This is a genomic window from Streptomyces sp. NPDC017936, from assembly GCF_044328485.1.
In the GTDB taxonomy this organism is placed as follows: domain Bacteria; phylum Actinomycetota; class Actinomycetes; order Streptomycetales; family Streptomycetaceae; genus Streptomyces.
The window spans coordinates 381,709-403,701 of record NZ_JBIRHK010000006.1 but is presented as its reverse complement, the minus strand read 5'-3'; the positions used below and the strand labels follow the sequence as shown (position 1 = coordinate 403,701).

The window sequence follows — 21,993 nt, the reverse complement described above, 5'->3', positions numbered from 1 at the left end:
AGTTGGCGATGGGGGCACGGACTCGTCCGCACGCACCGAGGCCCGGCAGGCGGATCGAATGGTCGGTCGTGGTGGTGAGCGTTCTGGTCCTCGCGGCCGCGGCGTACGGTCTGGTCCGCTGCTTCTCCTGGGTCGAGGAGCAGTACCACGAGACGGCGGCGTACAGGAACGCCTCCGTCTGCCCGGCCGGGCACGCACCGAGTCATGGGGCGGACACCTGCATCCAGCAGAGCACGGCACACGTCATCGACAAGTGGAAACAGTGGGTCTGCAGCCATGACGGCACCACCTCGTCCTGTGCCAACCGGTACGACCTCGTGGTGCGTCATCCGCAGGGCACCGACGTCTTGAGGGTGAAGGAGAAGACCTACCGCGACGTGGGCTTCGGGGACCCGGTCGAGCTGCGCCTGTGGGACGGCGCCGTGACGCGGATGGAGGCGGGTGGCCACACCGAAACGTATATCGCCCCCTCCCAGTCCTCGCTGCTCTGGGGGCTGACCGTCGGCTGGACGGTCCTGGGAGTGGCGGTGGCCGCCCTGACGCTCCACGGGGGCTTCGCAGCCCCCGTCCTCATCACGTGGCTGTGCCTGGCCCCGCCGGCCGTCGCGACGGCGTACATCGTGCTGGCCGGGCCTCCGACCGGCGTGCAATGGTTCTTCTTCGGCTGGCTCACCGCTTTGGGACTGGGCGTGCTGGTGGGCATCCGGCATCGCCGATGACGCTCCACGGCCCGGCTCGCCGCCCACCCGCCCGCCCGACAGGCCGACGGCACCGTTTCCCCCTCTCCGGTAAGGAATCACGGCATGACCATCCCGCACGCCTTCCCCCTGGAACCCACCCCGATCCATGTGCCCGACGAGGCCCTCGACGACCTGCGCGCCCGTCTCGCACTGACCCGTCCGCCGCTGGACGAGGGGAACGAGGACTGGTCCTACGGCGTCCCGGACAGCTGTCTCCGTGAGCTGGTCGCCCACTGGCGGGACGGCTACGACTGGCGCAAGGCCGAGGCCGCCATCAACGTCCACGAGCACTACCGGGTGAGCGTCGCCGGCGTCCCGGTGCACTTCATGCGCAAGCCCGGCCGCGGCCCCCGTCCGATCCCGTTGATCCTCACCCACGGCTGGCCGTGGACGTTCTGGCACTGGTCGAAGGTGATCGACCCGCTCGCCGACCCGGCCGCGTTCGGCGGCGACCCCGCCGACGCGTTCGACGTCATCGTGCCGTCCCTGCCCGGCTTCGGTTTCTCCGGCCCGCTCACCGGCTTTCCGGACGTCAACTTCTGGAAGGTCTCCGACCTCTGGCACACCCTGATGACCGAGACCCTGGGATACGAGAAGTACGCCGCCGGGGGCTGCGACATCGGCGGGATCGTCTCCAGCCGGCTCGGCCACAAGTACGCCGACGAGCTGTACGGCATCCACATCGGCTCCGGGCTGCCGCTCGACTTCTTCAGCGGCCCCCGCGCCTGGGACTTCGCCCGGAACCGGCCCCTGACCGACGACCAGCCCGCCGACGTCCGCGCCCGCGTCGTCGAGCGGGACCACCGCTGGGCGTCCCACCTCGCCGTGCACATGCTCGACGGCGCCACCCTGGCCCACGGGCTGAGCGACTCACCCGCCGGGCTGCTCGCCTGGCTGCTGGAGCGCTGGAACGCCTGGAGCGACAACGGCGGCGACCTCGAGTCCGTCTTCACCAAGGACGACCTGCTCACCCACGCCACGATCTACTGGGTGAACAACTCCATCGCCACGTCGATGCGTTACTACGCCAACGCCAACCGCTACCCCTGGACCCCCGCCCACGACCGCACCCCGGTCGTGCAGGCCCCGGTCGGCCTCACCTTCGTCACGTACGAGAACCCGCCCGGCATCCACACCGCCGACGAACGCGTCCGGGCGTTCAGGACCGGCCCGCAGGCCGACTGGTTCAACCACGTCAACGTCAACGCCCACGACCGCGGCGGCCACTTCGTCCCCTGGGAGAACCCCGACGCCTGGGTGAGCGACCTGCGCCGCACCTTCCGCGGCCGCAGGCCCTGAACGACCCCGCGGGCCCGCCGGGCAACGGGCCGGGCGAACGCTGCCCGGCGGGGGCGTGCGCGTCGACCGGCCGGCCCGACCCGGAGGAAGGACCTCAGGCGGGGTCCGAGGTGTCGAAGCGCAGGCCGCTGGAGCCCTCGCCGCGGCCGGGCAGGGTGGCGCGGGAGGACCACAGCGCGGTGTCGCCCGCCGCGGTGCGGGCGAGCTGCCACCGGCGGGTGACCCGGACGCCCTCGCGGGGCACCTCCTCCGAGGGGAACCGCAGGACGGTGCCCGGCTGGAGGATCTGTCCCCTGGCCCCGGCCCCGTACCGGTGGAGCAGGGTCCGTCCGGGGGCCGCCGGGTCGGGGACCGGCGCCAGCGGGACCCAGTGGTCGGGCACGGCCGTCTGGAGGCGGTAGCGGCGCATCACGCCCTGGCCCGTCGGCACGGGGGCGGGCGTCAGGGCTCCGTCCACGGCGGCCAGCCGGTGGCGGTCCACCCGGTGGCCGGCGGCCCCGGCGACCGCCTGCTCCACGGCCCAGGCCAGGTTGGCGCCCTCGTCGCGCAGGAACAGCACCTCCTCCACCGGCTCGCCCTCCAGCGCGTCCACCGCGCCCGGCAGGAGCAGCAGCAGGTCGGCGGCCCCTGAGACGCCGAGGACACTGGGGCGGAACAGGCTCCAGTCCTGGGGCGCGGGCGGCAGCAGCACGCGCTCGCCGAAGGTGTCGGTGACCACCACCGAGGTCACCCGGGTGACCGTGCCGGCGGGCAGTTCCAGCGGGACGAGGAAGTAGTCGTTGGCGTACGAGGTGGCGTACTCGGCCAGCAGCAGCCGGGCCAGGTCGGTGCGTTCGGCGGTCAGGCCGCCCCAGTGGACGCGGGCGTCCTCCATCTCCCACCAGCGGGTGGCGGGCATCCCGGGGTAGGAGGCGACGGTCGGCAGCACCGTGCGGACCACCTGCTGCGGCGCGTTCGAGGGGGCGCCGAGGGTGGCGCCGGGGCGGTGGTCGAAGGCGAACCAGTCCAGCCGCCCGCCCGGGTACTCGGCGGCGGACAGCACCGTCTCGGCCTCGGTGTGGCGGGCCGCGACGGAGAAGCCGTGCTCGAGGCGCTGGGGAATCCAGGCGCCGCCGCCGGCCGGGGCGGTGACCGGCAGTCCGAGCACCCGGCGCCAGGCGGCGGTCGCCCGGGTGACGGCCGCGGTCAGCGCGGCGGGCACGGTGACCCGGGAGGGCGTGTCGCGCGGGGTGCCCTGGGCCGGGGCGAGTTCGGCGGCCAGCGCCAGCCCGTCGGGGGCCCGCCCGGCGACGGCGGCGAGGTAGCCGGTGGTGGCGTCGTCGGCGACGGCGCCCGGCGCGGCGCTGATCGGGTAGGCCGCGGCCAGCGCCGAGGCGACCGTCCCGGCGCCCTCGTCGCGGAGCAGCCGCAGGTATTCCAGGCCGAGCTGGGCGGCCGTGCGGCGGTCCAGGGTGGCGGCGGGGGTGTCGCGCTCCACCACCGCCTCCAGCGGCAGGTCGGTGTCGAGGGGGACGGGTGAGGGGTCGGCGCCGCCCTGGTAGCGGGTGAGCCGGGCGGACTCGGCGCGCAGCCGGACGGAGACCGGCGAGCCGGCGTCCTCGCCCTGGAACTCCCCGACCTGCCACTGGCGCCCCAGCAGCCACAGGGGGTCGGCGGTGCGGGCCTGGAGGCCGGGCGACATGTCGGCCGCGCGGGTGCGCGGTTCGAGGCGGGTCCATGAGGTGATGGAGGGTTCCTGCGGCACGGTGTGGTCTCCGGTCGGCTGGGCGGGCGGCTGGGCGACGGTGCGTGGGGCCGGTCAGGACACGGGGGTCGAGGCGCGGCGTCGGGACACGCGGGTCAGGGCGCGGCGTCGGGGCGGAAGTCCGTGGAGACGGCCCGGTTGTCGGTGTTGAGGCCGAGGTGGAGGCCGGGCAGGAACTGGCCCGCCCCGCCGAGGGCGTCCGTGTCCACCAGCCGGGTCCTGGCCCGGTCCAGGGTCTGGTGGAGCAGCAGTTCCACCCCTCGTGGCGTCCACACGGCGTCCTCCGGCACGGCGGGCACCGCCAGCAGCACGGTCTGCGGCGGCACGGCGGCGGGAGCGTCGAACTCCAGCGCCGCGGCGGCGGTGTGGACGGCGTCCGGCACCGTCTCCACCCACTCGTCCACGGCCAGTCCGTACACCGGCGAGGACAGGTCCAGCGCCGCTCCCGGCAGCACGCCCAGGACCAGGGACAGCCGCCCGCCCTCCGGCGCGTCCGCCGGGCGCCGCGCGCCCCACCAGCGGTCGCCGGGCACGTGCGGGAGCTGGGCCACCCGGACCAGGTCGGTGCCGGTCGCCACCGGCGCGTCCAGGGCCGCCGCCAGGTCGAAGACCTCCTGGAGGCGCCCGGCGCCGCCCCGGACCCGGCCGGTCTGCCGCAGCCAGCGGCGGCCCTCGCCCGGGGCGCCCTGGAGGGCGGCGGTCACCGCCAGCGAGGCCGCCAGTCCGGTGCCCGCGGGTTCGGCCGGGGGCAGGAACGAGGCGAGCAGGGGCAGGTCCTCGCCCAGCAGCGCCCTGATCCGGGCCTGGTGGTGGGCGGAGACCTCCGGGGCGGAGGGGGCCGGGGAACCGGCCGGGTGCTCCTCGGCCCAGGCGGCCGTCAGCCGGTCGTGGGCGGCCAGCCGGGAACGCAGCTCGCGCTCGGCCGAGGCGGCGGCCTCCGTCAGCAGCGCGGCCTCCCCCGCCGCCCCGCGGGGCGGCGGCACGGCCCCGGGCACGCCCGCTCCGGCCGCCTTCAGCAGGGCCGAGCGCAGCGGGTCGCCGCCGGAGGCGGCCGCGGCGGCCAGCGCCGTCAGGGTGTCGTTGACATGGCCCAGGGTGAACGCCGCCCGGTTGATCGCGTCCTGCGGGTGGAGCCCGTGGGCCGGTTCGGTGTTCTGCTCGGTCAGGTCGGCGGCGGTCAGCGGCCTGCCGTGGTCGAACAGCCGCCGTACCGCCGCCACCGCCGCCAGGAACTCGGTGATCGACAGCCGGTCGACCGGCCATTCGGCGGCCCGTCCGAAGTCCAGCTCCAGCGTCCAGCCGTGGTCAGCGGCGGCCGGCTTGGCGCTCTGCCACGCGGCCAGCGCGATGCGCTGCTCCAGCTCCGCGCCGCACGGCGCCGGTCCGCGCGGCGGCATGGCCACGTAGTCCACGGCGCCGATCTGGAGGTGGTCCAGCGAGATCTGGCCGGTCACCGGTGTCCCGCCGCCCGGCGGGACCCAGCGCAGCCGGCAGAACACGCGGTACGGCACGGGCAGCAGCGCCGAGGCCACCGCGTCGGTGTGCGCGGCCGCCACGATCCTGGGCTGCCGGCCCACGGCCGCGCCCCACGCCCCCCGGTCGGCGGTGCGGACGTTGCCGACCAGCAGCAGCCGGTGGGTGACCGCCGAAGCGGCGCGCGGGGTGCGCGGGAACTCCAGCTCCGGCGGGGTGGTCTCACCGCGCGACAGGGCGTCGAGGGCCGCGCCCGCCCGTTCCGGACGGCCCTGCACCACCTGGTGGACGCCCTCCGCGAGCAGCGCGTCGTGCAGCGCGTCCACCGCGTCGCTCAGGGTGTCCAGCACCGCGGCCAGCGCGAGCTGGTCGGGGCTGCCCGCGGCGGGCAGACCGGCGCTGCCCCACGGCAGCCTGCCGTCCCGGTGCCGCGCGAACAGCTCCAGGCCGTCGCAGACCGAGGACGGCAGCGTGCCGGTGGCCGTCGAGCCGTCCGGGCCGAGGACGGTGGCGGCGGCCGGGGCCAGCGCCCGGAACGCGGGCAGGAACCGGTCCAGCAGACCGCGCGGGCTCTCGTGCACCCCGCGCTCGAAGCGGTAACCGAGCTGGGCGTTCAGCGGCAGCCCGGCCCTGGCGCCCTCCAGCAGCGCCTGGGCGGTGCGCACCCGGCGCGACGACAGGTCCAGCGCCAGCGGCCCGCCGCCCGCCCCGCCGTGCGAGCGCTGCGCGCTGCGCAGCACCGCGGCGGTGGCGGCCTGGCCGACCGAGGGCGCCAGTACGTAGCCGGTGCCGGAGGCGGCGCTCACCAGCGGGCGGGCGGGATCGTCCTCGTCCTTCGGGGGTCTGGCGACCGGCGTCCGTTCGGGAGCCGCCCGCAGATCGGTGACCCAGCCGTACGCGCCCAGGTGGACGCCGGTGGGCCGGGTCGCGCGCAGCGTCGCCAGGCGTTTGGCGGCGAACGACGTGGTCCAGGCGTCCAGCCGGTGGGCGGCCAGGCCGAGCGCTCCGGCGGTGTGCCGCTCCGCGGTCTCCACGGGCAGTTGCGCCAGGGCGGACAGGACGGAGCGGTAGGAACGCAGGGCGGCGGTGGCGGGGTCGGAGGCCGGCGGGTCCGCGAGGTAGTCGCCGAGGGTGCGGGCCGGGTCGGCGGGCGCCGGGCGGGCCAGCCGGCGCCAGAGGGTGTCGGTGACGGCGCCGTCCTCGACGTCCGGCAACTGCGGTTCGACCGGCTCCGGCGCGCCCAGCGCGTGCGCCGCCCGGGACACCTCGGCCAGCAGGCCCGCCCTGGCCAGCCGGTACAGCAGCGGGGTCGGACCGCCGCCGGGGTCGGCGGCCGCGGCGAGCTGGGCGGGGGTCCGCCCGGCAGCGGCCAGCGCCGCGAGGTGGCCGAGGGTGCCGTCCGGCCCGGTCACCAGGGGCGTGCCCAGCCGGAAGGATCCGGTGGCGAACACGGCGGTGGCCAGCGGCACGTCGTCGGGCAGGCCCAGGCCGCGCAGCAACTCGGTGCCCTCGGCGAAGGCGCTCTGCCGCCATTCGGCGCCCAGCCGCAGCCGCAGGAACCGCCACAGCCACACCACGTACTCCCCGCCCAGCACGCTGCGGGCACGGACCTCCCGGGTGCGGGCGTCGGCGCCCAGGATCCGCACCAGGTTCTGCTCCGGCGTCTGCGCCGGAGCGCCCGGCACGGGCAGCACGCCGATGCGCGGCAGCGTCCGTACCGAGGGCTTCCACACGCGGGAGTGCAGGCGGCTGAGCAGGCGGAGGCCGGGCGAGTCGTCCGGTTCGCCGGGCAGCGGCCGCCAGCGCCCGGCCTCCATCACCGGCAGGATGCCGTACGGCTGGGCGCCCACCCGGAACGCGGGCAGCGGGCCCTCGGCCCGCACCCACCGCAGGTAGTGGTCGCGGATCCGGGCGAGGTGGGCCTCGTCCACGCTGCCCGCCATCATGTGGCGCAGGTGGTAGCCGAGTCCGGCCGGCCACAGCGCCTCCTGGACCAGCCGGGCCGGGGCGTCCTCGTCGTCGTCGGCGTGGGCGGCGCGGGCCGCCGCCGTGGGTGCGCCCGGCCGCGGTGGCAGACCGCGGACGGCGGCCAGCGGGCCGCCGTCGCCGGACTCCGTGCGCAGGCCGAGGGCGAGCGCGGCGCGCCCGGCGGAGGTGGCGTCGGCGGGCGCGGCGTCGGCGTGGGTGACCCGGGCGGGCGGGACGGCGGTGGTGAAGCCCGAGGGCAGGTCGTCGGTGTTGTTGGTCGGGGTGCCCGGCGGCAGCCAGGACAGGCCCTCGGTGGCGGCGTGCGCCTCCAGCAGCGACGCCAGGTCCTCGGCGGCGGCCTCGGGTCCCGCCTTCTCGCCGACGCCGTAGACCAGCACCCGGTCCAGGTGGCCCCGGGCGGGACCGGCCGGCAGGTCGAGGACCACCGCCATCCCGGCCGCCCGCGCGGCCTCGAAGTCGGTGAGCCAGGCGGTGGAGGGGCCCACCGGCGGCAGGTGGTCCGGCACGGCGGACACGTCGGCCGCCGGGTCGGGGCCGACCACCAGTTCGGGACGGATCTCCCCGCCGACCCCGCGCACCACCACCGTTCCGCAGGAGGCGGTCACCACCCAGCGGGTCGGCAGGGCGCGGGCCACCGCCGCCCGGGTCCAGGCGGCGGTCTTCTCCAGTGGGTCGGGGAAGCGCGGCAGCTTCTCGGGCAGCGGCGCGTCGTCGGGGATCGGCTTCTGCGGACGCCCGTCCGGATCCGGCTCCATCACCCGGGCCACCCAGGTCGCCCGGTTCGCCCCGACGGCGGCGACGAGCCGTTCCCAGGCGGCCTGTTCGCGGTCGGTGTGGCGGGCGGCCCGCCACACCGCGCGCCAGTAGTCGGCGCCCGAGGCGACCTCGTCCGGGGTCAGTTCCGGTTCGTGGCTGTCCACGTGGACGGCGTCGGGGAAGATCCGGACCAGCAGGCGCTCGTGGCCCGGTCCGGAGAACCGGGTCTCCAGCCGCACGGGGAGCAGCGCGAGGGGATGGGAGGTGGCCAGCGTCCAGACGGGCGGCTGGGCGTTGTCGGCGCCCGCGGCGGCCGTCACGGCGGTGTTCGCGGTCGCGGGCGTGGTGGTGGGGGCGGTCACTGGTCGGCCTCCGACGGGTCCGTCGCGGCCGGTCCGGTCGCGCTCTCTTCGGTGGTGTGCTCTGCGGCGGTGCTCCCTCCGGTCGCGGGCCGGACGCCCGCGGTGCCCGCCGTCGCGGTGCCCGGTCCGCCGGGCGGGGCGGTGGCGGAGCCGGCGGGCAGCAGGTCGTCCGCGTGGAGCGCCACGAACACCGGACGCTGCAGCACCCGGCTCGCGTAGTGCGCCGAGTTGTACGGGTCGGCCGGGGGCTGCTCGCCCTCGTCCAGGCCGAAGCGGAGTCCGGAGGGCTGCTCCCGGAAGCAGAAGAACCACCCGGCGTCGCCGCCCTCGCCGACCGCCCGGGCACGGGTCAGCGGGAAGCAGAACAGCCGCAGGTCGGGGTCGAACCGGGCGGAGAACAGCGGCAGCAGTTCGGTGCCGCCCTCCTGGACCGTGCGCGCCACCCGGGCCGGAGTGGTCCAGCTCGCCTTGCGGGCGGTCACCGCCGCGTCCGGGTAGCGGCGCAGCAGTTCGCCGCGCACCACCAGGACGAGCACGCCCTCGCCCGCCGCTCCCACGCCGGTGGTGTGGGAGCCCAGGGCGCCGCCGCCCCACTCGCCGACCGGGGGGATGTCGGGCAGCGGGGAGCCGGGCGGGCGGCTGCCGTCCGGGGCGGCGCCCCGGGTGTCCCAGAACTGCCGGAAGTAGGTGGTGGACGGGTCCACCGGGACCTCCCGCCACAGCAGTTCACGGCCCAGCTCGGTGTTGAGGCCCAGCAGGAACGCCTCCAGGAACGCGGGGTCGGTCTCCAGCAGGCCCACGGTGTCGGCCGGCACGTTCTCCGCGCCGCCCAGCAGGTGTTCCGGCGACAGGGCGCGCAGCAGCTCGTACACCGGCTCGGGGAACTCCACGCCGGTCACCAGGGAGCGCAGCGGATCGGCGTCGGGCGGCAGGGTGTCGGCGAGCGGCAGCCCGTCCACTCCGATCCGGGACAGCGCCCGTTCGGGCACGGTGGCCAGCGGGTCCAGGGCGGCCCGCAGCGCCGCCGCGGTGGGGGCGACCGGGACGGTGGGCGGCGCGGTCTGCCGGGTGAGCCGCTGGGCGGCGGCCACCACGCTCTGGTGGCGCATCGCCGCCTCCACGAACCGGCTGCCCATGGCGGCCCGCCGCTCGGTCAGCGCCGGGTCCAGGTCGATGACGGCCAGGGAGGCCCCGGCCACCGCGGCGCACTGCGGCTGCGGCGCGGTGACCGCGGTGTCGCCCCAGACGGCCGGCACCCCGGCCGGGTCCAGGTCGAAGGCGGCGGACAGCACCGGGCGGTGCACGCCGCCGGACGGACAGGACCGCAGGAACAGCAGGTCGGCACGGCGGGTGCCGGTCAGGTCCACGGCGGCCACCGAGAGCCCGGACAGCCGGGCGGCCCCGGCGTCGGCCGGCCCGCCGAACGGCACCGGCTCGCTCCAGCCGCCGGTGACCAGGCCGCGCCGGTTGACCGACCGGCCGATCCGGTGGCTGACGACGTCCCGCTGAGGGCCGCGTTCGGCGGTCACCAGCACCAGGTCGGGGGTGTCGTCGTCGGTGACGTCCACCACGTCCACCCCGAGGGCGGCCAGCGGGCCGGTGGTCGCGGGCAGCGTCTGGGTCAGGCCCCAGCCGCCGGTGGCCCGGCCGGTGGCGTCCAGCCGCCAGCCGATCCGCCAGGACACCCGCCCGCCCGCGCCCTCGGCCTTGGCGTAGGCGACGACCAGTTCGGGGCGGCCGTCGCCGTCGAGGTCGGACAGGGCGATGTCCACGTCCGCCACCGCCCCGACCAATTCCGGTGCGTACTGCATCGGGCCCCAACCGCTCGCCGGCACACCGTCCTTGTCGAGGTCGAAGCCGACCCGGTAGCCGATCCGGCCGTAGCCCCCGGCGTGGTCCACCGAGAGCACCACCAGGTCCGGCCTGCCGTTGCCGGTCAGGTCGGCGACCGCCGTGCCCACCCCTTTCGTGTAGGCGTTGAACTGGGCGTCGACGCCCGGGCCCGGCACCCAGCCCGCCCGGGGGGCGCCGTCGAAACCGAGGTCGCGGCCGGTGGCGTGCCGTACGACGGGGGAGGCGGGGGCGGCGGCGGACACGTCGAGCTGGCTGACCAGCACCGAGGCGAACAGGCCGACCCTGGGCGCGTAGCGGCGGCGGTCGGGCGTGGGCCAGTCCAGCCAGCCGCCCTGGCCGCCGGGGTCGGTGGCGGTGCCCCGGTCGGTGCAGGTGACCGACGATCCGCTGAACACCGCCCGCAGCACCCGGCCCTCGGCGGTCAGCACGAACGCGGCGTTCGCGTCGTAGGGGTCGGCCACCGGGGCGACGGCCGGCTTGGGGGTGTGCCCGGCGGGCAGCGTCCACGCCCTCCAGGCGGGGGCGGTGCCCGCGACGCCGGTGCCGCGCAGCAGGGTGCCGTCGGCGGCGATGGCGTGCTGGACGTCGCCGGTGGACGGCGACAGCGCGGCCAGCGCGCGGCCCAGCGGCTTGCCGAGGTTGCGCCAGGCCGGGGTGCGGCCGTAGCGGTGGTCGTACAGCTCGCCGTTGGTGGAGACGGCGCGCACGTCGGCGGGTCCGGCGGCGACGCCCGGGCCGTGCAGGCCGGGGGCGTTGAGCAGGGTCCAGGTGCCGGCGCCGGCGTTGGGCCGCCACTCGGCCAGGGCGCCGTGGATGGTCGTGGCGAAGACGTGCGTGCCGTCGGGGGAGACGGCGAGCGGCCCGGAGAGCCGGTTCAGCAACCCGGTGGCGGGGGTGCCGTAGTCGCTCCAGGTGCCGGCGGCCAGGTCCATCCGGCACAGGGTCTCCTGCCCCGAGACCACCCAGACCCCGCCGGCCGCCACCACCGGGTCGCTGCCGTTGCCCGGATAGCCGCCGTTCGGCAGCGGGTGGGTCTCCCAGATCCAGCGGTCGGTCACCCAGCGGCGCTCCACCAGTTCCTGCACCCAGCCCACGGTGTGGAGGGCGAAGATCCGCGGCCCGCCGCTGCCGGGCGCCACGGCGAGGTTGCCCACCAGGCCGGCCCGGCCGAAGCCCTCGGGCGCGCCGTGGTTGCGCCACGGGCCCGGGCCGCCGGAGGGGTCGGGCACCTGCTCGTACAGGCTCCCGGTGGGCCGGCCGAAGCCCGGGTCGGCCGCGGCGAGCAGGAACAGCCGTCCGTCGGAGGTCACCACGGGGGCGGTCACGGCCTTCTGCGGCAGCTCGAGCCAGCCGGCGGGCGGCGGGGGCGGCGGGGTCAGCCACCAGGGGTCGGCCGAGGACAGGAACGCGGCGGTGAGCTGCTCCAGGGTGATCGGGTTGCCCTGGGCGTCCCGCAGCAGGGTGTCCGGCACGGCTCCGGCGGGCAGCTTGGCGGGGGGAACGGGCGAGGCGAGGCCCCCGGCCAGCGCGGCCACCGTGGCGGCGGCGGAGGCGCCCAGCCGGTCGCCGCCGGCGGCGCCGCCCCGGGTGGCGCGGCGGAACGCGGCCGTGGTGGCGGCGGCCACCCCGGGGTTGCCGTCCACCAGGTCGGCGACGGTCGCGGCGGCGCGGGCGAGCGGGGCGGCGGCCCGCCCGGACGTTTCGGCCCGGACCTCGTCCTGCGGGCCGGACGCCGCGAAGGCGGTGGACGGGGGCAGCGGCACCAGGTCGTGCACCGGCCGGGTGACGGCGAGGAGCTGGGCGTCGCTCAGGGCACGGGAGGCGCCCGCGGCGGCCGTCGCCGTCGCCGGCTCGGGCGAAGCGCCCGCGGCGGCGGCCGTCGGTTCGGCACCGGTGGGCGCGACGGTGGCGGGCGTGGTGGCGGGCGTGGTGGCGCCCGCCGCCGGGGGCGCGAACCGCCGCCGGTGCAGGGCGGACCCGGTGCTCCGGGCGAGCCGGGCGAAGGACAGCAGGGCGTTGGCCTCGCGCAGGTCGGCCGCCTGCTCCTGGACGGCGGCCACCAGGTCCTCCTGGTGGTCCTGGACCACCCGGGCGCCCAGCGCCGCCGCCGCCCGGTGCTGCGGTTCCAGGTTGACGGCCGCCAGCCAGGCCGGTTCGGCGCCCTCGGCGGGCGGGGCGCCGTCGGGCGTGCCGCCGTAGGCGCCTCCGTACAGCGGCGGCGGCAGCCGGTCGGCGCCGGGCGCGAACCTGGCCCGCATCGCGGCCCGCCACGCGGTGCGGGTGGCCGCCGGCCAGAGCGGGCCGGTGCCGGGGGTGCGCAGGGCGCTGCCCAGCCAGGCGGTGGCCTCCGGGGTGCCCGAGGCCAGCGGCAGGACGCCGGCGTCCGCCAGGTCCAGCGCACGGGCGCCGACGCCGGTGATCGGGCGGCCCTCGAGCTGTCGGGCCAGGCTCTCGAAGTCGCCGTCCAGGCCGGTGGTGAAGCGCCAGGAGTGGTAGACGGGCAGGGTGATCCGGCCGCCGGCCCCGGACTGCCAGGCCGGGGCGAGACCGGTGGCGTCGGGCTGCGGCAGGCCGAGCCCGGCGAGCCGCCCGGCCTCGTAGGCCGGGACCAGGGCGGCCAGGTAGCGGGTGCGGTCGTCGGTGACGGTGGGACAGACGATCCGCGACAGCGACCGCTCGGGCGCCTGCTCCAGCACGGTCAGCGGGTCCTCGTCGGGGGCGGCGACGAGCTGGGCGTGCGCCCACGCCCAGGACTGGGCGAGGTCGGGCAGCGCGTCGGCGGGGCAGTTCAGCACGGCGGGCGCGACGCCGGCGCCGTCGGCGGCGGTGAGCCGGGCGTCGGCCTCGGGCACCACCACCAGCACCAGCCAGGGCCGCAGCCGTCCGCGCCCGTCGGGTCCGCCGGGGGAGAACATCCACGGCAGGTCGGGCCGGTCGAACTCGACGGCGGCGAAGCCGGTGGTCTCCACCCCGGTGGCGTCGGGGGCGGGGAAGGTGCGGATGATCTGCCCGGGGTCCACGCCGGTGACGTCGCCGGGACCGAGCAGGGTGACGGTGACGGGGGCGACCTGCAGCAGGTCGGTCCCCCGGCTGACCGTCAGGCCGACCTCGACGGCGGCGCGGGCGGCGCCGGAGGGGGCGGCGGGCAGTCCGCCGGCGAGGCCGTCGCGGACCCAGGGCAGGAAGCGCAGGCCGCTCATCGGGCGCCTCCCGCCGCCGGGGCGTCCACGTCGGCGAAGGGGGCGGCGTGGATCCGGGGCGGGCGTCCCGGCGCCCGGACCTCGGTCGCGCCGGCCGGGGGCCGGGACTCGTGCAGTGCGGTGGCCATCTCCCATGCCTCCGTGTGGGTTTCGGCGAGGTGGGCGGGGTGCGGCGCGGCGGCGCGGGTCCCGGCGGCGCGCGCCGGGCCTTCCGCCCGGTCCGCCGGCGCGGCGACCCGCCAGGTGTGCGGGCGGACCGCGACCCCGGCCGTCGTGCAGCGGGAGCCCCGGGCCGTCCGGCCCGCGGGACCGGCGGCGGCCAGGGCGTTCAGGAGTGCGGCGGGCACGGTCTCGAACCGCCGTGCCGGGGCCGCCGCGAGGCTCTTCGACACGGCGCCGGACGGCGCCTCGGCTGCCGCGGCGGTCCGCCGCGCGGCCGCCGCCTCCACCGCCGCGATCCGGTCCGACGCCGTCCGGGGCGCTTCGGCCGCCGCCCCGGCGCCGGTGCGCACCGCCAGGGACGAGGCGGCGGTGGCGGCCAGGGGCTCGTCCACCACGATGGGCTCGTAGCCCAGTTCGGCGAAGGTGGTCAGCTCGGTGCCGTCGGCGCTCCTGCCGGACGGCGCGGTCAGTGCGCCGACGGCCAGTTCGGTGCCCGCCTTCAGCAGGTCGAAGGAGGGGCTGCTCAGCTTGGCGGCGTCCGCCATGTCCTTGTACTGGGCGGGCGCGAACCAGTCCTTGACCTGCGCGCCCAGCGTCCCGGGGCGGGCGGTGGACCCGGAGCCGTAGCGGACCTGGGCGATGTCGAAGACGGCCGGGGCGGGCAGCGGGTCGGGGCCCATGCGGCGGACCGTGACGCCCAGCGGCAGCAGCCGCTGGGCCACCGTGAGCCCGCCCAGCGGGTGGGCCAGCAGTTCGCCGGGCCGGGCGGTGACCTCGCGCAGGGTGACCACCGACTGCCCGCCCGGCGGCAGCGAGGACCAGCCGGCCGGGTCGGCCAGGGCCGCCAGCAGGGCCGCGCTGGGGTCCACGGGCGCGGGCAGCACCTTCTTCCCGTCGCGGCCCGCGGTGATCTCGAAGCCGACGGAGACCGAGATGAACCAGAGCTTGAAGCGCGCGTGGCCCTTGGCGTGCCACGGGCTCGGCCCGGAGAGCTGGAGCGCGAGGTCCACCGCCAGCAGGGTCCGCGAGCCGCGCTTGACCGAGGCGGAGGCGAAGATGTCCACCACGAAGCCGAACGGCGCGAACTGGATCAGCGCGTCGTAGCCGAGGCGCCCCAGCACGGTGAACCCGGCCTTCTCCACCCGTACGTCCACCAGCGCGCCGTGCTGGACGGTGTTGGAGGTGACGGCGAGGTAACCCTCCACCCGCACTCGGGGGTTGTCGCCCTTGGTCAGCGAGATGGCCACCCGGCGCAGTTCGGGGAACCCCTCGGGGCGGTCGGTGAAACGCGGGTGGAAGCCGCCGATGGAGAGGGTGAACTGCCGCCTGGCTCCCCACGAGGCGCGCAGCGCCATGTCGCCGGTGACCGGGAAGCCCGCCACCGAGGACTCCACCAGCGAGGCGTCCAGCGAGGCTTCCTTCGTGCCGAGGTCCACCAGGCCGACCGCGTCCATCCGCAGCACCACCACCGGCGCGGCCGGGGCGGGCAGGGTGAGGGACACCCGGGCCAGCAGGCCGATCCGCACCGGGGCGGGCAGTTCGACGAAGAGCGCCAGGTCGGCGGTGGCCAGGGCCTTGGCGCCGGCGGACGGGTTCCTCGGGTCGGGGGTGCGCGGGCCCCAGGTGATCCGGGCCATCAGGCCCAGCAGGTACCGGTCGGGCGCGACGGGGAACAGCTTGGACAGCGAGGCCGCCAGTTGCGGCCCGGACGCCACCGGGTCGGCGGGGAACAGCACGTTGTCCAGGGCCTTGGTGCGCACCCCGGCGCGCAGCGCCTCCGCGTCGGCGGCCCGGTGCAGGCCGACCAGGACGCCCAGGCCCTCCAGGGCGAAGCCGGGGCTGGGCGGGGCGGGCGCGGTGCCGGTGGCGATCACCAGCAGGGAGTAGATGTCGCGTCCGGCCTTGTCGCGCAGGGGGCCGCCGTCCGCCTGACGGGTCGTCAGTATTCCGACGGCGGTCAGCCGGTAGGCGGCGAGGGCGAGTTGGGCGGCCCCGGCGTACTGGCCGCGTTCCTGGTCGATGGAGAGGTAGCCGCCGCCGGAGACCAGGTCGCTGTCGACCGACAGCGCGATGCCGGTGGGCAGCTTGAAGGCGGTGGACACCTGCATCGGGCCGGCGTTGCCGCCGCCGGGCGGGAAGGCCGCCGTCACCGCCAGGCCCAGGCGTTCCACGGAGGCGGTGACCGGGCCCAGCGCGAGCCGGGCGCTGAGCGACGCCTCGACGGCGGCGACCGGGGCGGCCGGGCCGCCGTCCGGCGTGCCCGCCCGCACTCCCAGGTGGAGCCGGTCGATCGTGAGCGGGCCGAGCGGCAGGTGCAGCGGCAGGTCGGCCTCCATGCCCGCCTGCCCGGTGAAGGACAGTCCGGAGCGGCGGGTCCAGCCCAGGCCCGCCCGGAACGGCACGGTCAGACCCTGCGCGGGCAGGATGCGCCGCAGGAAGGAGTCGCCGTCGCCGCCGCCCGGCTGGATGCGGACCGTTCCGCCGGCGGCCTCCGCGGCCACCCCCCAGTCCGCCTCCTTGGCGCCGAACCGCGCGAACGCCGAGAACGACAGCCGGTCCAGCTCCACCCGGGTGCCGTTCGGCGCCCCGAAGGTCCAGGCCGGGGCGGACTGGGCGGCGCGCCGGTCGGCGGCCAGCGAGAACCGGACCTCGGTGTCCGCCCCGTCCGGCAGCAGCAGCCCGCGCGGCCCCCAGGCGAAACCGCCCGGGGTGCCGCTCAGCGCCAGCGCCAGGTTCCACGGGCCGGCCGCCGTGGACACCTCGACCGCGCCCCAGGGCAGCACCACCAGCCCCATGCCGCCGCGCTCGTCCGGCGACAGCACGAGACCCGCGCCCCAGCCGCCCTCCAGGGCTCCGTCCTCCGCCCCGCCGATCAGCGTCAGGGCGTGGGCGGCCAGCTCCGCGCCGGGCGCGTCCTGGGCCGGCCCCACCCCCTCGGGCGTGCCGTACCCGGCCCGCAGGCCCAGCGTCCGGAACAGGTCGGCCAGGCGGGGGAAGAGCAGCCCGGCCGTGATGTCGGCCTGTTCGGCGGTGGGCTCGGCATGCCAGGCGTACAGCTCGGACAGCAGTGCCTCGGGCTCGCTCAGCAGCCGCCGCAGCCGGTCCGGGCGCAGCCGGTCGCGGGAGACCGCCAGCCGCACCGGCGTCTGCGGAGGAGCGGGCACCGGATCGCGGACGGCCTGCGGCCCGGCCGGCTCGATCACCCCGAGCAGCACCAGCAGCCGGTACAGCGCCGGGACCTCGGACCGCAGGTAGCGGGTGCCCAGAAGGTCGGCGAGGTCCTCGGCGAGGGCCGGCAGCAGCCACGGGTCGGGGGCCTTGGCCTGCCACACCGGCGGCAGCGCCTTGAGCACCCCGGCGGCCTTCCCGGCCTGCTGGGCGCGGGCCTTGACGGCCTCCAGCGAGTCCGGCAGTCCGGCGGCCACCTGGGCGCGCAGCTCGGCGTAGGCGGTGGAGACGGCCGAGATCCACTGGTCCAGGCTCTGTTCGAGCTGGGCCGGATCACCGATCTTGAGCTGTTCGCCGAGCGCCGCCAGGTCCCAGCCCAGCTCCTCGGCGAGCGCCCGGCGGCGTCCCGGATCGCCGCCCGCTGCCAGCAACGGCCTTACGAGCACGTCGAGTTGCTGCCAGAGGCGGGTGAGCAGATCGTGTTCGCGGCGTGGGTCTGGTGCCCGGCTCTCGCCCATGGCAATACCGTCCTGACGGCGTGTCGGAGATGGGAAGGAGTGGTGTGGGGGGAGAACACGCGTGCGCGGCGGGGCGCGTGGCGAGGATCAGTGGCTCTCGGGCCAGGGCAGGCCGACGTCGTCGAGCCGGAAGCTGTTCCGGTCGGAGCGCAGCTGGCGCTCGCTGACGGCACGCGGCGGGGCCGCGGCGGGGTCCGCCAGAGGGAGGTCGCCCAGCGGCAGGGTGAAGCCGGCCGGGTTCTGGCCGGGTGTGGTGAGGTTCCACGACGGCCAGTCCCGGGCCCGCTTCACGCTGGCCTTCAGTGCGGGGTCCTTGCACACCTGGACCAGGCCCTCCAGCAGCCGGGCCTCCTCGGCTTCGCCCCAGGCGGTGACCGGCTGGAGCAGGTCCGCGGCGGGGGCGCCGGGGGCGGGGGGCTGCCTGGCCCACTTCAGCGCCTCGCGCAGCATCGTCCCGGCCCGCCGGTCGGTGACCATCTCGCCCGGCTTGTTGACGTGCCAGCGCAGGATCATGGCGACGGCCTTCTCGGAGGTGAACACCTCGCTCACCAGCGGTCGGCGGGCGCCGGTGCCGGTGTCCACGTCGTCCAGTTCGAAGTTGCCCTGGGCGGGAGCCGCCTCCCGGTCGGGCCAGCGCAGCCGCAGCACGTCGAAGAGGCGCTGCCGGGCCAGGTCCCACATCGCGCGCCGGAAGTCCGGCTCCACCCGGAAGGCCATGGCCAGCCGGTAGCCCCAGTGCCAGCCGCGGAACCGGTTGAACTCCCGCACGGTCGCCGGCATCACGGTCGGCGCGCCCTCGGTCTCCTGGGTGGCGGTGCCGGCGTAGACGCGGTTGGAGCCGTCCCAGATCGCGTTGGTGTGCCAGGCGTGCTGGACGTCGATGCCGTAGGCGGAGAAGTGGTGCCGGAACGCCTGCGGATAACGGGACTTGAGCAGCGCCAGCAGGCCCCACAGCTCGCCGCCGCGGACGCCCCAGGTGTCCTGCACCGGCTGCAACGGCCACAGGGGGGAGTCGTCGGTCGGCGGAACGGGGTTGGCGACCGGGAAGGTGTGGGACGGCACCCGGGTGGGGCCTGCGGTCCAGTGGTAGAGCCCGCCGGAGATGAAGGCGCTGTCGTAGCAGTTGAGCACGTCGAAGAAGCCGTAGGCCTCGACCTCCGCCACCGACCGGATCACCTTGAAGGTGGACAGCCGCCCGTCGTCGGGGTCGGCGTCGGAGGCGGCGACCAGTTCGGCCAGCGTGGGCGGGGCCGTGGCGGGAGCCCGGGCCGGGAGCAGGGTCTCCGGGACGACCTCGCTGTCCGGGCGCCAGCTCGACGCGGCGGTGGTCCGCAGGCCGCCCTCGAAGACCACCCGCGCGCCCCGGGTCACCACCGGGGCCGTGTCGGTCTTGTGCTTGTAGGTCTGGCGGTAGAGGTGCCACGTGCCCACCGGGACCCGGGGCACCCCGGCGGGCACCCCGCCCGGCTGGGCCTCCTGGTGCGCCTCGGGGATGTCGTAGTAGTCGCGGAAGTCGGTGGCGTACATGGTGTGGGTGGCGACGCCCGGCTGGGTGTGCCGCCACAGGTTGTCCATCCCGGCGACCGGGGCTCCCGCCGAGGTGAACGCCTCGATCACCACCGGGCAGCGGTAGCGCTCCCGCTTCCACAGCGCGAGGGCGAACCGGGTCTGGGCGTTGACCACGCCGCTGGCCGGTCCGGCGTAGCGGTCCTCCTCCGGGCACCAGGCGCGCTCCAGGCGCTCCGCCCAGCGGGCGGGCGGCGGGACCTGGGCCGTCTGGCGGGCGATCCGGCTGTCGCGGGCGTACGCCTGGAACTCCCGCACGCCCCACTCGGTGTGCGGACCGAAGACGCCCGCCGGGTCACCGGCCACCACCGCGAAGCCCAGCTCGGCCAGGTCCCGCTGGAGGTCGCGGACATGGGTGCCGCCGCCGGCGGTCGCGACTCCCGCGTACACGGCTCCCGTGGCGCCCGGGTCGTGGTCGCCGCGCTTGAGCGACAGGTTGGCGTACAGGCGGTCCACGTACATGCTCGGGCCGGGCGCGGCGGGCAGCGCGAAGTCGGTGAACGGGCGGACCTGGCCGCCCTCCTCCAGCAGGAAGTGGACGCTCTGCCGGGCCAGCCGGAGTTCGGCGGCGAAATCCGCGGTGAAGTCGGACAGCGCGTTGACGCCGACCACGGAGGTGCCGCTGGCCCAGTGGAGCAGCATCTCCCGGTGGTTGGTCAGCGCGTTGACGTACTGCCGCAGACCCAGTGAGGGAAGCTCGGCCAGGTCGAAGCCGTCCGGGTCGTAGGCCGGCGGCACGCCGTCGTCCGGGTCCACGTCCAGCGGCCGCCCCGGCCGCAGGCCCGCCCCGCGGCCGAACGGGTCGTGCTCGGCGGCGGTCAGGCCGAGGAACCAGTCCGGGCGCAGGTTCAGGCGGCGGTCCGGGGAGAGGGTGCCCGTCTGCGGGGGCCCGCCGCCCAACTGCCAGGGCACCGGCGGCTGGTCGCCCGGCCGCAGCTGGGTCCCGGCCTGCACGGCGGTCACCGGGGCGTCCCAGCCCACCACCCGGGTCTGGCGGGTCGGTCCGGAGCGCCGCCCCCGCAGGTGCAGCGCCTGGTCGTCGGGGCCGGTGCCGCGCAGGGCGCCCGCCGTCAGGTGCAGCAGCACCGACTCGGCCTTCACCGGGGTGCCGGCCGGAGTGCCCTGGACGCGGTAGGCGTGCTCGGCGGAGAACCGCACCACGTCGCCGTAGGAGTGGCCCGCCCCGCCCGCGAGCAGCACCAGTGTGCGGCGCCGGACGCGGTCGCCGCCCGCCGGGGCCCCGCGGGTGGCCAGGCGGTTGAGCGCCCAGTGGTACCCGGCGGTGTCGGCGGCCCAGGAGTCCGACTGGTCCACCGCCGGTTCGGTGCCCTCGGTGACGGCGGTGGCCACCCGGTGCAGGGGCACCGCCGAGGCCACCAGGGTCAGGGTGTCCGGGCGGGCCTCGGGCAGCAGGTCGAGCATGGCGTCCAGGTCGGCGTCGCCCACCGGGCGGCGGTCCTGGCCGCCGGGCACGGCCGGCGAACGGCGGGTCGCGGTGTCCAGCACCAGCAGGTGCCAGCGGGCGCCGGCGACCAGGAAGTGGTAGTCCAGCGCGCCCGCCGGGCGGACCAGCCCGGGGCCGGGCAGCCCTACCCGCTCGGCGACGGCGGCGCAGTGGGCGTCCTCGCCGGGGACGGCGGCCGTCAGCCAGGCGGCCAGCTCGTTCAGCAGCGTCCGGCCGGGCGAGCCGGCCGCCGCGAACCGGTCGGGGGTGTTGCCCCAGGCGCGCAGCACCGCGTGGGCGGCCAGCGCGTTCTGCACCACCCGGCGTCCGGTGGGGTTCCCCAGCAGGGCGGTGGTCTCGGCGGCGCCGCCGTTCCACCCCCGGGTGACGTCCTGCCCGCCCAGGCCCATCAGCACCGGGACGTTGGCCAGCAGCCGTCGCACGGCGGGCAGCCCGGCCCGTAACGCGGCCAGCCGCGCGCTCTCGTCCCGCCACGCCTCCAGCCAGGCCACCAGCGGCGCCTGGGCCTCGGTGGCGGTGTAGGGCGACCGGGCGAGGACGGCGGTGCGCAGCGCGGCCGGGAAGGACGCCCAGCGCGGGTCGGGGTGCACGGCCTCCACGGCGGGCAGCGCGGCGGGCCACAGCGTGTCGCTCCACAGCAGCAGTTGCGCGGCGGTGTACTCGGCGAAGGAGAGCAGGTGGTTCGGCCAGGTGCCGGGCATCTTCGCCCCGTCGCACAGCGCGGCCCGCCCGCCGGGACCGAGCACCCCGGGCTGTTCCGCGTCGGCCGCACCGGGCAGCTTGTCGTCCGGGATGCCCAGGGTGGCGACGGCGGAGCGGACCACGGCGAGCAGGGTGGCGGACACGTCGTCGGCGGGAGACTGGTCGCCGTGCAGCAGGAGCAGGTGCGGCCGGGCGGGCGGGGCCGGGGTGCCCTCCGGCGGCGGTGCCGAGGCGGCGGCGACGGCCTCGGCCAGCACGGTGTCGGCGTGGGCCAGCAGATCGGGGCCGGCGGCGTGCGGCAGCCGCGCCCCGCCGTGCAGCACCCGCAGGTCGCCGGGGCCGCCGGGCAGCGCGAACCCCGGCAGGTCGCTCCCCGGGTGGCAGAGCAGCGCGCGGGCCTCGTCGGCCCCGGCCGCCGCCACGCCCGCCTCCAGCAGGTCCTGCCGGGAGCCCCCGGCGGCGGTGAAGCCCAGCCGGTAGCGGTACCCGGCCCCGGCGGCCAGCGGGGTGCCGCCGGTCGCGGTGACCGCCACGACGTGCGTCCGCGCACCCAGCGCGACCGTCGCGGCGCTGCCGGTCAGCAGCGGCGCGGCGTCGGCCGGCCCGCTGCCGGGCAGCACGTCGAGGGTGACCGTGCGGGCCTCCCGGGTCACCACGAACACGGTGACCGACCCCGGCTCCGCCCGCCTGAGCAGCGGCCCGGCGACCACCAGCGGCGGCGCGGGCTTGCCGGGCGCGGCAGCGGTGACGGCGGCGGTCGTCGCCGTGGTGGCCGCGTCGGCTGTTCCGGCCGCCGCCGACGCGCGTAGATTCCGTCTCCGACCCGATTCGGGCATGGCACATCCCCCCGTACGACCGTCCGGCCGCTCCCCCGAGCGCCTCCCCCGTGGAGGCCCGCCCCGCCGGTCCCGTCCATGCACGAAGGTCCCAGAGGGCTGTCCGGGACTGAGAATGACCCGCGAGTGCGGAGCTTTGCAAGGGCTGTGCAGAATTCC

At 77.1% G+C, this 21,993-nt stretch carries 7 protein-coding genes; 2 read left to right on the top strand and 5 right to left on the bottom strand.

Features of this window, described 5'->3' with window-relative positions:
- Positions 1-8: 8 nt before the first annotated feature.
- Positions 9-719: an HPP family protein gene (locus ACH4F6_RS15625; protein ID WP_397960678.1), complete on the top strand. Its 711-nt coding sequence runs from the start codon at positions 9-11 to the stop codon at positions 717-719.
- Between the two features lie 84 nt (positions 720-803).
- Positions 804-2,039, top strand: coding sequence for an epoxide hydrolase family protein (locus ACH4F6_RS15620; protein WP_397960677.1), 1,236 nt, complete (start codon positions 804-806; stop codon positions 2,037-2,039).
- Between the two features lie 94 nt (positions 2,040-2,133).
- Here ACH4F6_RS15620 and ACH4F6_RS15615 read toward each other — a convergent pair whose 3' ends face one another.
- The 5 genes from ACH4F6_RS15615 to ACH4F6_RS15595 form a co-directional block, all read right to left on the bottom strand.
- Positions 2,134-3,783, bottom strand: a complete 1,650-nt coding sequence (locus ACH4F6_RS15615; RefSeq protein ID WP_397960676.1) for a hypothetical protein — start codon at positions 3,781-3,783, stop codon at positions 2,134-2,136.
- A gap of 95 nt (positions 3,784-3,878) precedes the next feature.
- On the bottom strand, positions 3,879-8,363 hold the full coding sequence (locus ACH4F6_RS15610) for a hypothetical protein (protein WP_397960675.1): 4,485 nt from the start codon (positions 8,361-8,363) through the stop codon (positions 3,879-3,881).
- The gene (locus ACH4F6_RS15605; RefSeq protein WP_397960674.1) at positions 8,360-13,417 is read right to left on the bottom strand and encodes an FG-GAP repeat domain-containing protein; all 5,058 of its coding nucleotides are present in this window, start codon (positions 13,415-13,417) and stop codon (positions 8,360-8,362) included. The genes ACH4F6_RS15610 and ACH4F6_RS15605 overlap by 4 nt, the downstream gene beginning before the upstream one ends.
- A complete protein-coding gene (locus ACH4F6_RS15600; protein WP_397960673.1) occupies positions 13,414-17,265 on the bottom strand; it encodes a DUF6603 domain-containing protein in 3,852 nt (1,283 codons plus the stop codon). Before ACH4F6_RS15600 ends, ACH4F6_RS15605 begins: the two co-directional genes overlap by 4 nt.
- An 87-nt stretch (positions 17,266-17,352) precedes the next feature.
- A complete protein-coding gene (locus ACH4F6_RS15595; protein WP_397960672.1) occupies positions 17,353-21,834 on the bottom strand; it encodes a peptidoglycan-binding protein in 4,482 nt (1,493 codons plus the stop codon).
- Between the last annotated feature and the right edge of the window lie 159 nt (positions 21,835-21,993).